The organism is uncultured Ilumatobacter sp., from assembly GCF_963980585.1.
In the GTDB taxonomy this organism is placed as follows: domain Bacteria; phylum Actinomycetota; class Acidimicrobiia; order Acidimicrobiales; family Ilumatobacteraceae; genus Ilumatobacter_A.
The window spans coordinates 1-12,845 of the sequence record NZ_CAXCAM010000064.1; the positions used below are offsets into that span (position 1 = coordinate 1).

Genomic DNA, 12,845 nt, shown 5'->3' on the forward strand with positions numbered 1-12,845 from the left:
CGTCTCCTCGGCGATGGCGTCGTCGATCACTACGCACATTTCTTCACGACCGAAGCCGACGCCTTCGACGCCGCGGTCACCGACTGGGAACGTCACCGGTACTTCGAACGCATCTGATTCCCCCCGCTCGCGCCCAGAAAAAGGGCATGACCGGGACCTTCGCCAGTGCACAGGACCACGCGCCGGAAACTACGGTGGTGGCGTGTACACGATGAACGATCCGATCCAGCGAGCCCGAACGATCTTCGGCTCCCGAACCGGCGTCGTGCACGGCGAGATCCGCCGCACCTACGCGGAGTTGGGCGAACGGATTGACCGCGTTGGTGCCCTGATGCGCCAACTCACCGAGCCGGGAGACCGAGTGGCGTTGTGGTCGCTCAACTCGGACAAGTTCCTCGAACTCTTCTTCGGGATTCCGATTTCGGGTCGAGTCATCGTGCCGCACAACACTCGATGGGCCCAGCCGGAGTTGGTGTATGCGACCGAAGACGCCGGCGCCAAGGTGCTGATCTGCGATCGCGACCCGGGTGGGCTGGCCGCCTCGGTCGACCGAGTCATCCGTCTCGACACCGACGAGTACGAGTCGTTGCTTGCCGGCGTCTCGATTGACGACCCGATGAGCGACGTCCGGATCGCGCCCGACACCTTGGCCGGGCTCTTCTACACCGGTGGCACGACCGGCGCGGCGAAGGGCGTGATGCTGACGCATGCCAACCTGATGGCCAACGCGGTGCAGGTCCAACTCGCCCAGCCAATTCTCGACGACGACCGTTACCTCACGATGGCACCGATGTTCCATGCGGCAGGGCTGTACTCGGCACTTGTCCTCCCGTGGGTCGGCGCATCGAACGTGATTCTTGGTGCCTTCGATCCCGGCGCAGCACTCGACCTGATCACCGACGAACAGGTGACCTGCGCAATCGCAGTGCCAGCGATGCTGTCGGCGATGTGCGAAACGCAGGCCACCGAGCCGCGCGACCTGTCGTCGATGCGTTGGCTGTCGCACGGTGCCTCACCCGTTGCGCTCGAGGTGCTGCGGCGCGCAGACGATCTGTTCAAGTGTGAGCTCATTCACCTCTACGGGGCCACCGAGCTGTCGCCGATTGCGGCGATCTTCCGCCACGAGGAGCAGTACCTCGACAGCGAACGAGCCAAGAGTTGCGGACAGGGGCCTCCCGGTGTGGAGATCCGGGTCGTCGGCCCGGCGGGCAACGCGGTCCCGCCAGGAACTGCCGGCGAGGTCGCCGTGCGCGGCCCGAACGTGATGGCCGGGTATTGGAACAAGCCCGAACAGACAGCCGAAGTGCTGCTCGACGGCGGGTGGTACCGATCCGGTGACATCGGGTATCTCGACGACGACGGTTACCTGTTCCTCGTCGACCGCGCCAAAGACATGATCGTCAGCGGCGGCGAGAACGTGTACTGCACCGAGGTCGAGGACGCGCTGTACGCCCACCCGGGCGTCCTTGAAGCAACGGTGTTCGGGGTGCCCGATGAACAGTGGGGCGAGGCAGTTCAGGCGGCAGTCGTGTTGCGCGCCGGAGTGCAGGTCGACGAAGCAGAGCTGACCGCGCACTGTCGGGAGCGAATCGCCGGGTACAAGGTGCCAAAGGGCTTCGAGTTCCGTTCTGAGGCGCTCCCGAAGTCGGGCGCGGGCAAGGTGCTCAAGCGAGTGCTCCGCGAGCCCTACTGGTCAGGTAAGGAACGCTCGATCAACTGAGGTCGGAGACGGCGCGGCGTGCGGCCGCAACGATCGACTCGCGGCTGGGGAGTGTGGCGCCGAATGCCGGGCCGGTGGCAATGAAGCTGTCGGCCGCGCACTCGCGGTACACGTCGTGACGGCCGCGCTCGGCAAACCGTGCGACGATCGCCTCGCTTTGCGACCCGGTCTCGCGGCATTCGTCGACAACCAGGACCGATCGACACGGTGCAGTTGCTGCGACCACGGCGTCGATCGGTAGGGGAGCGAGCCACCTCAGGTCAATGATCCGCACGTTGATGCCATCATCGGCTCGAAGCGACTCGACGGCTTGCTCGGCGAGGAACACGCCGTTGCCGTAGGTGACAATCGCCAGGTCGGTGCCGTCGCCGCGCACCCCAATGGTGCCGGAACGCATCGTGAGCTGTGGATCGAACTCCGGATAGATGCCGGCCCAGCGCTCGTCGCCTTCGGTCAGGAGATCGCGGGTCATGTATCGGGCGATCGGCTCGATGAACACGACGACGCGCTGCTCGTCGCGAGCCAGTCGAATGCACTCGCGGAACATGTGCACGGCATCGGTGCCATTCGACGGACAGGCGATGACGATGCCCGGAATATCGCGGAGCACCGCAAGTGAATTGTCGTTGTGGAAGTGGCCACCGAACCCGCGCTGGTAGCCGAGCCCGGCAATTCGAATGATCATCGGATTCGCGAACTGACCGTTGGAGAAGAAGGGCAGCGTCGCGGCCTCGCCACGCAATTGGTCTTCGGCATTGTGCAGGTAGGCAAGGAACTGGATCTCGACGACTGGGACGAATCCGTTGTGCGCGAGACCGATGCCCATGCCGAGAATCGACTGCTCGTCGAGGATGGTGTCGATGACGCGGTGCTGCCCGAATCGCTTCTGCAGACGTTGGGTGACGCCGTACACGCCGCCTTTGGCGCCGACATCTTCCCCGGCGACAATGATTTCCGGGGAGCGCAACATCTCGTCGGTGATTGCCCAGTTGAGCAGCTTGGCGAGGTGTTGCGGCGCTGCCATGGCCGTGATCTCCACGCGTCCAAATACTTCGATGCGCTGACCCTTGGTCGGCAGGAGCGTCGGCTCAGACCAGCGCGGCGGCGGCACGATGCTCGACATGACGTCCTCTGACGTCTGGAGTTTGGGGCGACCGACGGCATCGTTGAGCCGACGTGTGACCTCGGCTTCGATCGTCGTATAGATGTCGACCACCTGCGCCGGGGAGAAGTCGCCGTGTTCGACGAGGAGCCGAGCGGAGTGCAGCAGCGGATCGTTCGCCTCGTCGCGTTCGATCCGTTCCGGCGAGAGGTAACTCGATGCCACGTCAGCGCCGGCATGGCCGTAGAGCCGGACACAGTCGAGATGCAAGAAGACCGGCCGTCGAGTCGCTCGGATTCGCCGCGCCGCTCCGGTGACGGCGGCATATGTGTCGGCGAGATCCAGGCCGGAACAGTGCATGTACTCAATGCCGGCCCGATTGCGCATCGACGCCTCGACCCATCCGGCAGGGGTCTTGACCGAGATACCCAGACCGTTGTCTTCACAGAGGAACAGAAGAGGGAGTGGGACACCCTGGAAGCTCGTCCACCCGGCAGTGTTCAGCGCGGATTGCGCGCTCGCGTGGTTGAGTGACGCGTCGCCGAAGCTGCAGATCACGAGCCCGTCGTCAGCAAGCACCGCATGCTCAGGACGGATGCGCTTCGCGAGACCGATCGAGTAGGCCGTGCCGACCGCCTTCGGGAGGTGCGACGCAATCGTGCTCGTCTGTGGCGGGATGTTGAGCACAGCCGAGCCGAGCACCTTGTGCCGGCCACCCGAGATCGGGTCGTCGCTCGACGCGACGAAACTGAGCAACATGTCGCCGAGCGGATCTTGCCCAGGCACCTGCGCGGCTCGGGCAATCTGGAAGGCAGCGTCGCGATAGTGGAGGAACGCCATGTCGGTCGCGCGGAGCGCAGCAGCGACGGCGGCCATGCCCTCATGGCCAGACGACCCGATGGTGTAAAACCCTTCGCCGCAAGCCTGGAGGTCGCGGGCTGCGCGGTCGAGGTGGCGACTGAGCGCCTGCGCCTGGAACAGCGCGGCGAGCGCGTCACTGTCGAGACCAACCTCGGCAGGCGTGAGCGTGGAGGTGCGCGGAGGGAAGTCACGTGCCGCAACACGTTGCAGGAAGTTGTCGTGCACCACCTGCACGCGGTTCATCGCCGACACGCGCGTGAACGTAACACGGCCACCCAGGGCGACCGGCTGGAACTCGTCTACTGGCCGTACACCTCGACGACGTCGTACTCCCGGAACTCCGGTGCACCGTTGCACAGTGCTGCGAACTGCTCGGCGAATGCTCCGGTCTCCGGTCGATCGGAATTTGTTGCCGCAGACTCGGCGGACTCAAACGAGACAGCCATGACGTAGTTGCCCGGCGCCGAGCGGTCCTCAACCAGGGTCGCGCGTTGAGCCGTACCGACACTGATCGAATCGTCGCTCCAGCGCCTCATGAGGTCGAGAACCTCGTCGCGTCTGTCGGTGGTGAAATGGATGGACTGGGTGAACGTCATGACTGGTGCTCCGGTTCGGCGGCTTCAGCGCCGGCATCTCCGACGTCGAGTGGCCGCTCCATTCACCCTGCCACAGTTCAGCGGAGCCGAAATCACACGTCGATCGAGATCGAGTCGTGCTGGGTGTCCTCCTCACTGCCACGCTCAGCAGGTCCCTCCGCGAGACTGCGGAGATGATCGAACAGTTCATCGACATCACCACCTCGGACAGCACCCCGGACACACCGATGGTCACCTTCGTCGTGCACCCCGATTCTGGTGGACCGCACCCCCTGGTGCTGTTCTTCATGGATGCCCCGGGCATGCGGGAAGAGATCCGCGACATGGCGCGGCGCCTGGCGACGGCGGGCTACTACGTGATGGCACCGCAGCTCTACTACCGCGAGGTGAGTGAGTACAACGTGTTCGACACGGGTGATCGCGACCGCATGTTCGAGCTGATGAGCGGGCTGAGCAACAACATGGTCGTCAGCGACTCGCGGGCGCTCATCGCTCATGCCGAAGCCGATCCGGCTGCAAACACTGAGCGGGTCGGAGCGGTCGGCTACTGCATGAGCGGACCGTTCGCCGTGTACCTCTTGGGACAGCTGCCCGGCCAAGTGGTTGCCGGTGCCTCGTTCCACGGGGTCCGACTCGTGGTCGACACCGACGACTCGCCGCACCTGCAACTCGCCAACGCAAGCGGCGAGGTCTACGTCGGCGCAGCCGAGACCGATAGCTATGCGCCGCCGGAGATGATCGACGCATTCGAAGCTGCTCGTGTCGAAGCAGGATGCGCGGGGCGAACCGAGTGGTATCCGGGTACCGAGCACGGCTTCGCCTTCAGGGAGCGACCGCTCTACGACAAGGCGGCATCAGAACGTCACTGGGAACGCCTGCACGATCTCTTCGCCCGCAACTTGCGCGGCTGACCGGACAACGGTCAGTCGCGGCCGTGGCGGAGGATCGCACCGCGGAAGGGGTACTCGGTGGGTTCCGTCGGCGTCTTCGAGTCGTCGAAGTACGGCGTGTCACCGATGATCGTGACGCGCTCGGCCTTGCGAACGTTCGGCCAGTAGTCAGACACGGCGTAGTGCTGGCAGGAGCGGTTGTCCCAGAACGCAACTGAGTTGTTCTCCCATCTGAAGCGCACCTGGTACTCGGGAAAGGCTGCCTGCCGATACAGCAGGTCGAGGAGCTCGCGGCTCTCCTCAGGGTCGATGCCGATGATCTCCTGGGTAAAGCCAGCATTGACGTAGATCGCCTTGCGACCCGTCTCGGGGTGCGTTCGAATCACCGGGTGCTCAGGGTTCGGGTAGGTCGCATTGAACTCCGCGATTTCTTCATCGGTTGCACCTCGCCGTTGGAGGCCGCGACGAAACCCCGCAAAGTCGTGACGCGCGACGAGACCGTCGACGCGGTCCCGCACACGCTGCGGGAGACCGTCGTACGCGGCGTACATGTCGGCAAATAACGTGTCGCCCCCGACGTCGGGCGACTCGACGTTGCGCAACACTGAACCGAGCGACGGCTGGAGCCGCCAGGTGACGTCGGAATGCCACAGGTTCTCGTAGCCCGGCCCATCGGCATCGTGCGAGATCGCGAGCACCTCGGGATAGCCGGGCTTTCCTGGCGCAAACGGGTGGACTTCGAGTTCACCAAACCGACGCCCGAACGCGAGGTGCTGCTCGGTGGTGATGTCCTGATCGCGGAAGAAGATGACCTTCCAGTCGAGCAATGCCTGGCGCAACACCGCGACTGTGGCGTCACTCAACTCGGCGCCCAGGTCGACGCCGGAGATCATGGCGCCGATGGTGGCCGACATCTGGCGGACTTCAATCGTGTCGACGATGTTGGCAGTGGCGCTGGTCATCGGTCCAGTGTCGTCGTCCGCCGTTGCGCCATGCGAGTCGGGTCAAGCGAGTCGAAAGGTGGGCGGGCGATCGCGGTACCGTTGTCTGATGAAAGCTGCCGTGCTCAACACCGTTCCAGGCCTGCTCGAAATCGAAGAGATCGAGATCGGTCAACCGGGACCGCGCGAGGTGCTCATCCGGACCGTTGCCGCCGGCATCTGCCACAGCGATCTCCATTTCATGGAGGGCAAGTACCCGGCTCGGTGTCCGAGCGTGCTCGGCCACGAGTCAGCAGGCGTGGTCGAAGCGGTGGGTTCGATGGTCCACTACGTCGAGCCCGGCGATCATGTCATCACCTGCCTGTCGGCGTTCTGTGGTCACTGTTCGCAGTGCACCGACGGCCACCCGTCGTTGTGCGAGAACAAAGACACCGAACTGGTTCGACAACCCGCAGACGCACCTCGGCTGTCACGCGATGGCGAGACGGTCAACCAGTTCCTCCATCTCTCGTCGTTCGCGGAGCAGATGTTGATCCACGAACACGCGTTGGTGAAGATCGACAAAGAGATGCCACTCGACAAGGCGGCACTCATCGGGTGCGGCGTCACGACGGGCCTCGGTGCGGTCTTCCGCACGGCGAAGGTTGCGCCCGGCGAGACGGTCGCGGTCATCGGCTGCGGGGGCATTGGCCTCTCGGCTGTTCAGGGTGCACGAATTGCGGGTGCGAACACGATCATCGCCATCGACATGGCTCCGTCAAAGCTCGAACTCGCCCAGGAGATGGGAGCCACTCACGTCGTGGACGCAAGCAAAGTCGATGTCGTCCAGGCAGTGAAAGAGATCACCGGCGGCGGCGTCCACCATGCCTTCGAGGCAGTCGGGATGAAGGCCACCGCCGAGCAGTCATTCCAGATGCTGCGCAAGGGCGGACAAGCCACAGTGATCGGCATGATTCCGGTCGGCACGCAGATCGAGATCCACGGCGTGGAGCTGCTCTCTGAAAAGAAGCTGACTGGCTCGAACATGGGCTCGAACCAGTTCCGCACTGACATGCCCCGTTACGTCGACATGTACCTGTCCGGTCGTTTGATGCTCGACGAAATGGTGTCGAAGAAGATCTCGCTCGAACAGATCAACGAGGGGTTCGAGGACATGAAGCAGGGCAACGTCGCGCGCAGCGTCATCATGTTCGACGAGGCCTGAGTCGTGCGTGGCTGCTGGTCAGCCGACCGGCGCGCGGCGTCCCGGTGGCAACGAGATCGGCGCGGCGACCCCTGGCTTCGTCGGCGTCGCGGTGCCGTTCGTACTCGGTGACGTCACCGGTCGAAGCGTGGGTCGAGGAATACTGATCGGGCTCTCACCGACGACACTTGGCCGTTGCGGGTTGATGCGCTCGGTGGTGTCATCTTGCGCGGTCGGAGGCGCTGTCTTCTCGGCGTCAGCGAGCACTCCGGGCCGGTCGTCTTTGCTGGCATAACGATCGACGTAGCGTTGTCCGGAGAGCTGAGCGATCTCAAACATCACGGCATCGGTGAACGCCCGCAGCGTGCGGGGGTCTTCGGGGTCGCCGTACTTGTGGGCCCACATCGGGGCACCGAACCGCACGGTGACCGGGAGGCGTGGCTTCATCTTGAACGAATCGGGCGGTTGGACGACGAGCGTTCCTTCGTGCCCCACCGGCACGATGGGAGCGTTGCAACGAATCGCGAGGCGGGCCGCGCCGGTGCGGCCCTTGTGGAGGAACTCGCTCCGAGAGCGCGTGCCCTCTGGATAGATCATGAACAAGCGGCCACCATCGAGCACCCTGGCGGCCGTGTCGAGCGCGGCTTGGGCGGCGTCGCCGCCTGACCGGTCGACCGGGATCATGCCCATTGCCGGAAAGAGATGCTTCGTCTTCCAACTGTCCATGTACTCGCCCTTGCCGATCGCCCACACTCGACGGGGGAGCGCGGCGGGTACGAAGACCGAATCGCAGAACGACAGGTGATTCGGTGTGATGATCGCCGGCCCCTCGAGCGGCACGTTGTCGCGTCCCTCGATCGTGAAGTCCCAGAGACGATGGGTCAGGCGGCGGATACCGCCGAATGCGTACTTGCTCAGCCGGTCGGCGCCGGGCAGCTCAGGAGCCGCTTCGAAGTTGAAGGAACGGTCGTTGCCACCGCTCATCAGCGCAGCGCCCGACGGATCGGCTTACCGTTTGGAGCGATCGGTAGCTCATCAAGGAAATGGTACTCAGCTGGCCACTTGTGCCGACTGAGATGCTGAGCGACGTGCGCTCGGAGCTCGGTCTCGCTGACATCGCCGGAAATGTGAGCGACGACCATTTCGCCCGTCGCTTCGTTCGCGTGACCCGTGACGATTGCACCACGGACGTCGGGATGTTTGATCAGCGCGGTTTCGACCTCCGCCGGGTACACGTTGAAGCCCGACACGATGACGACGTCCTTGATCCGGTCGACGAGGTACAGGTAGCCCTCCTCGTCGAAGATCCCGACGTCGCCGGTCCAGAACCAACCGTCAGCGGTCAGCACGGCGTCGGTCATGGCCTGGTCGTCGAGGTATCCGTGGAAGATGCCGGGACCCTTCACGACAACCTCGCCCTCGTCGCCGATGTCGACCGGCATTCCGTTGTCGTCGACGAGAGCCACCGTCACACCGTCAAGCACCTTGCCGACCGAAGAGGGACGAACGGCGTAGCCGCGCCCCATGGTGACCACGGGCGAGGTTTCCGTCAGGCCGTAGCCCTGAGCGACCTCGACGCCATACCGGTCGCGAATCGTCTCGAAGACGCCGAGGGGCAACGCCGCAGCGCCCGATGCAGCGAACCGGATGGTCGACAGCGAATCGTCGGGCGCGTCGGCCTTCGCCCATCGCTGCCACATCGGTGGCGCCCCGGCAAGCACAGTGACGCCGTGCTCGCGAATCAAGCGAAGGCTTTCGTCGGCATCGAATCGACGCTGGAGGACGATGCACGAACCCACGCGCAGGCCGTAGAGCAGCACCACGTTCAAGCCGAAGATGTGCGCGAACGAGAGGCACCCGAGGGTGATGTCGTCTGGTTGCATCGGGTCGAGCCCTTGGCCCATTGCTTCTTGCACCCAGCGCAAGTTGTAATGGCTGAGGATCGCCACCTTCGGCGCTCCCGATACACCGCTGGTCGCCATGTAGAACGCTCGGTCGTCTGGCTCGACGTCGACGATGCCGGGGTCGGGATCAGTCACCGGAACCGCGGCGAGCGTGGTCATGTCGAGTGCCTCAACACCGAGCTCATCGTCGATGCCGAGTAAGCCCTGGCCGTCGTCACCAACAAGCAGCAGGCGAGGCTGGACCATGTCGATGCGGAGGCGAAGTTCGGCCGGCGGGCTCTGCGGGTTGACCGGCATCACGATGGCGCCCAGCCCCAACACCGCGAGTGCGCCGGTCGCGAAGTGCACCTCGTTGCCCGCTGCCAACGCCACGGAGTCACCGCGACTGATGCCCATGGACGCAAGTTGGGACCGCAACGCCGACACGCGGTCACGCAATTCTCCGAACGTGACGACGGTTTCGCCGTCGATCAGCGCTCGCCGATCGTCGCTGTGTCCCTCGATAACGTTCGCCAGATTCATCACGATTCCCCAATCGATGTCCGTCTGCACACTCGCGACGGGGCCACAGTATTGCACGATCGAATTTCAGAAACGAAGGAAACGTGCGACGATGTCCAACGGAGCACTCCCCATGTCTCGCAACTTGTCAGCTGCCATTTTTGATCTCGACCGAACGCTCATCAGCGGTTCATCGTCGACCGTTTTCATGCGTCACCTCACCGAGGCCGGCGTCGCTGACGTTGGCAAGAATCCGCTGATCGAGCCGCTCGTTGAGCTCGCGCAGTTCACATTGAAAGCGGTCTATGACATTGCTGGCGAGTCGCGGCTGCTCATGCAGCCGGCGAAACTCGCCGTACGTGCGGCGGTCGGCTGGAACATTGGTGACGTTGATGCAGCGTGTGCCAAGGCAGCCAAAGAGATCGTCGAGATGGTGCAGCCGTTTGCTCGGCCGCTCATTGAGGAGCACCGCGCCGAGGGTCGCTTGCTCGTCCTCGCGTCGACTTCACCACTTGCCTTCACCACAGCGCTGGCCGATGAACTCGGGTTTGACGCCGTCATTGGAACGTCGTGGGCCAACGACGGAACGAACTACACGGGTGAACTCGACGGACCGTTTGTGTGGGGTCCGGCGAAGGCCGACGCGGTGGAAGCGTGGGCGGTCGAGAACGGCGTTCGTCTCGATCGCAGCTACGCCTACAGCGACAGCTACTTCGATTCGCCACTGCTCGCGCTCGTCGGCAATCCGGTGGCGGTCAACCCGGACACGCGACTCGCCGCTACCGCCGCGATCAGGGGTTGGCCGACGCGGCATCTCGACAAGAGCGACGGCGTCATCAAGATCGGTGGACGCGAGATTCAAGAGTGGACGCGACCGCTGATGCGGCCAGAGTTGGTCGCGCCGTATGCCGACATCTCCTTCCACGACATCGACAAGATCCCCACCGAGGGTGCGGCCATCGTGGTCTTCAACCACCGCTCATACTTTGACCCGACGGTGATGGGCTTGCTCTTTGCGAAAGCCGGTCGGAATCTCCGAGGTCTGGGTAAGAAAGAAGTGTTCGACGTGCCGATCATCGGTCGACTGATGCGAGGAATGGGTGGTGTACGCGTCGAACGATCCTCCGGATCGGACGAACCGTTGCAGGCTGCAGCACGGGCGCTCGAGGGCGGCGAGGTCGTCATGTTGGCACCTGAAGGAACGATTCCGCGCGGCCCGGCATTCTTCGACCCGGAACTGAAGGGGCGATGGGGTGCAGCGAAGCTCGCCGCGCAGACCGGTGTTCCGGTGATCCCGGTCGGGCTGTGGGGCACCGAGCGGGTCTGGCCGCGCAGCGCTCGGTTGCCCAACATGAATCCGACGAACCGTCCCGCTGTCTCCGCGACGGTGGGTGATCCAGTTCAACTCGGTCTCGATGACCCGGACGCCGACACCCAGGCAATCATGCAGGCGCTGGTCGATCTGTTGCCGCCCGAGGCTCGCGAGCGTCGCACGCCCACGAACGATGAGTTGATGCAGACGTTCCCGCCCGGATACAAGGGCGACCCGAACGCCGAGTCCGAACGTCGTCCCGGCACCGACACCTGACTCGCACCTGATTCGCACCTGATTCGCACCTGATCCTGATCTGATTACGCCAAGGCACTGAGAAGAGACGTCACGATGGCCACACGAGAACGAGAAGTCGACAACGCCGACCGGATGAGCGAGCACGAGGCGCTGATGTGGAGTATCGAGAAGGACCCGTGGCTCAACCCCAGTGGTGGTTCGATCGTTCTGCTCGATCAGCCGGTCGACCCCGCTCGGTTCATGCGTCAGATGCGTGCCGGTATCGCGCGCACCCCGCGCCTCTATCAACGCGCCGTGCCCGGCTTTGGTCGAATTTCGACCCCGGCGTGGGTCCCCGACGCAGAGTTCGACATCAACGCGCACATTCGCGAAGTCGTGCTGCCCGGACCGGGAACGGACCGGCAACTTCTCGACCTCGCTGCCCAGCTCTACTCGGAGCCGCTCGACCGGACGCGCCCGCTTTGGCGGTTCGTCCTCATCAGTGGGCTCGAAGGGGGTCGCGGCGCGCTGTGGGCGATCATTCACCACTCTGTTGCCGATGGCATCGGCCAGATGCGGATGGCCGAGATGTATCAGGACCTCGAACGAGATGCGCCGCCGGCACCTGAGGTCGATCTTGAGCAAGTGATCGATGATGCAGTTGCGGCTCATCAGGCAAAAGAATCCGGTGGGAATACTGCCGACAGCGTGATGTCCACCCTTCGTCATTCGGCGTCGCACCTGGCGCGCCGACAGTGGGGGATCGGTCGGCGAATGGCTGGCGAGGTTGCTCTGTGGCCTGCAGATCCTCGTCGCATCAATGACACCGTCGGTATTGCGGTCGACACCTTCAAGGCGGCGGCCCGGCAACTCAGCCCCAGCTCGGAGCGTTCGCCGGCATCGCCGCTGTGGTCCGACCGGTCGCGGCATCGCCACCTGGAATGGGTGCGCGTTGACGTCGATGAGCTCAAGACGGCGGGCAAGGCGCTCGGTGGTTCGATCAACGACGCGTTCATGGCGGGCCTTGTCGAAGCCGTGCATCGCTACCACGTTGAACATGGCACTCCGATCGAGTCCACAAACACCAGTTTTGTGCTCAGCACGCGGTCCGACGGCAAGGCGGGCGGCAACTCGTTCACCCCCGTTCCTCTCACGCTGCCCGCCGGGCCGATGTCGCCAGGCGAGCGCGTGGCTGCAGTCGTCAATGCGACTGCCGAAGCCAAAGATGAGGCACAGCGAACCGGTGGCATGACGGGGCTGTCGGGCGTAGCGAACCTCTTGCCGATCTCGGTCGTGACCCAGGCAGCTCGGTCCGCAGCGCACCACATCGACTTCGCGACATCGAACTTGCGAGGTGCTCCAATTCCGCTCTACTGCGCTGGCGCCAAGGTGCTCGCCACCGTGGCGATGGGCCCGGTCGCCGGAACGGGCGCAAACATCACGGCGATGTCCTACGACGGTGCCTTCGACATGGGCATCTTCGTTGACCCCGAGGCCATCACCGACCCGACTGCATTCGCCGCGAACGTCGAAGCCTCGTTCGCTGACCTGATTGCCGCCGGAAGTTCCGTGCAACAGTCGGCAACCAAGAAGAAGAC

Annotated in this window: 10 protein-coding genes; 5 read left to right on the forward strand and 5 right to left on the reverse strand. The window is 64.1% G+C overall.

The features are described from left to right. The first annotated feature begins 211 nt into the window (after window positions 1–211). Window positions 212–1,720 (forward strand): class I adenylate-forming enzyme family protein, encoded by a 1,509-nt coding sequence (locus tag ACH2DW_RS14295; protein WP_394930419.1) that lies wholly within the window; start codon window positions 212–214, stop codon window positions 1,718–1,720. On the opposite strand, the gene ACH2DW_RS14300 is transcribed toward ACH2DW_RS14295, so the two are convergent. Beyond that, complete coding sequence (locus ACH2DW_RS14300) at window positions 1,713–3,926, reverse strand: thiamine pyrophosphate-dependent enzyme (protein ID WP_394930427.1); 2,214 nt, start codon at window positions 3,924–3,926, stop codon at window positions 1,713–1,715. The genes ACH2DW_RS14295 and ACH2DW_RS14300 overlap by 8 nt on opposite strands. 56 nt (window positions 3,927–3,982) lie before the next feature. Further along, window positions 3,983–4,219, reverse strand: coding sequence for a hypothetical protein (locus ACH2DW_RS14305; RefSeq protein WP_394930420.1), 237 nt, complete (start codon window positions 4,217–4,219; stop codon window positions 3,983–3,985). A gap of 233 nt (window positions 4,220–4,452) precedes the next feature. Between ACH2DW_RS14305 and ACH2DW_RS14310 the strand changes: the two genes are divergently transcribed. Beyond that, window positions 4,453–5,190, forward strand: a complete 738-nt coding sequence (locus ACH2DW_RS14310) for a dienelactone hydrolase family protein (protein ID WP_394930428.1) — start codon at window positions 4,453–4,455, stop codon at window positions 5,188–5,190. An 11-nt stretch (window positions 5,191–5,201) separates the two neighbouring features. Here the strand turns inward: ACH2DW_RS14310 and ACH2DW_RS14315 are convergent, their stop codons facing one another. After that, window positions 5,202–6,131 (reverse strand): TauD/TfdA dioxygenase family protein, encoded by a 930-nt coding sequence (locus ACH2DW_RS14315; protein ID WP_394930421.1) that lies wholly within the window; start codon window positions 6,129–6,131, stop codon window positions 5,202–5,204. Window positions 6,132–6,219: 88 nt separating this feature from the next. Between ACH2DW_RS14315 and ACH2DW_RS14320 the strand changes: the two genes are divergently transcribed. Further along, window positions 6,220–7,314, forward strand: coding sequence for a Zn-dependent alcohol dehydrogenase (locus ACH2DW_RS14320; protein ID WP_394930422.1), 1,095 nt, complete (start codon window positions 6,220–6,222; stop codon window positions 7,312–7,314). Window positions 7,315–7,332: 18 nt separating this feature from the next. On the opposite strand, the gene ACH2DW_RS14325 is transcribed toward ACH2DW_RS14320, so the two are convergent. Both ACH2DW_RS14325 and ACH2DW_RS14330 read right to left on the reverse strand, forming a co-directional pair. After that, on the reverse strand, window positions 7,333–8,277 hold the full coding sequence (locus ACH2DW_RS14325; RefSeq protein WP_394930423.1) for a lysophospholipid acyltransferase family protein: 945 nt from the start codon (window positions 8,275–8,277) through the stop codon (window positions 7,333–7,335). Further along, window positions 8,277–9,719: a class I adenylate-forming enzyme family protein gene (locus ACH2DW_RS14330; protein WP_394930424.1), complete on the reverse strand. Its 1,443-nt coding sequence runs from the start codon at window positions 9,717–9,719 to the stop codon at window positions 8,277–8,279. Before ACH2DW_RS14330 ends, ACH2DW_RS14325 begins: the two co-directional genes overlap by 1 nt. Before the next feature lie 91 nt (window positions 9,720–9,810). Here ACH2DW_RS14330 and ACH2DW_RS14335 point away from each other — a divergent pair, with 91 nt between their 5' ends. Beyond that, complete coding sequence (locus tag ACH2DW_RS14335) at window positions 9,811–11,286, forward strand: HAD-IB family hydrolase (protein WP_394930425.1); 1,476 nt, start codon at window positions 9,811–9,813, stop codon at window positions 11,284–11,286. A gap of 75 nt (window positions 11,287–11,361) precedes the next feature. Then, window positions 11,362–12,845 (forward strand): wax ester/triacylglycerol synthase domain-containing protein (locus tag ACH2DW_RS14340; protein ID WP_394930426.1); only part of this gene is annotated, 1,484 nt, incomplete at its 3' end.

Excerpts from the sequence above, each read along its gene's own strand:
- ACH2DW_RS14305 (WP_394930420.1), bottom strand. The coding sequence starts at position 4,219 with ATGAGGCGCTGGAGCGACGATTCGATCAGTGTCGGTACGGCTCAACGC.
- ACH2DW_RS14325 (WP_394930423.1), bottom strand. The coding sequence starts at position 8,277 with ATGAGCGGTGGCAACGACCGTTCCTTCAACTTCGAAGCGGCTCCTGAG.
- ACH2DW_RS14320 (WP_394930422.1), top strand. The coding sequence starts at position 6,220 with ATGAAAGCTGCCGTGCTCAACACCGTTCCAGGCCTGCTCGAAATCGAA.
- ACH2DW_RS14330 (WP_394930424.1), bottom strand. The coding sequence starts at position 9,719 with ATGAATCTGGCGAACGTTATCGAGGGACACAGCGACGATCGGCGAGCG.
- ACH2DW_RS14315 (WP_394930421.1), bottom strand. The coding sequence starts at position 6,131 with ATGACCAGCGCCACTGCCAACATCGTCGACACGATTGAAGTCCGCCAG.
- ACH2DW_RS14300 (WP_394930427.1), bottom strand. The coding sequence starts at position 3,926 with ATGAACCGCGTGCAGGTGGTGCACGACAACTTCCTGCAACGTGTTGCG.
- ACH2DW_RS14295 (WP_394930419.1), top strand. The coding sequence starts at position 212 with ATGAACGATCCGATCCAGCGAGCCCGAACGATCTTCGGCTCCCGAACC.
- ACH2DW_RS14310 (WP_394930428.1), top strand. The coding sequence starts at position 4,453 with ATGATCGAACAGTTCATCGACATCACCACCTCGGACAGCACCCCGGAC.
- ACH2DW_RS14335 (WP_394930425.1), top strand. The coding sequence starts at position 9,811 with ATGTCCAACGGAGCACTCCCCATGTCTCGCAACTTGTCAGCTGCCATT.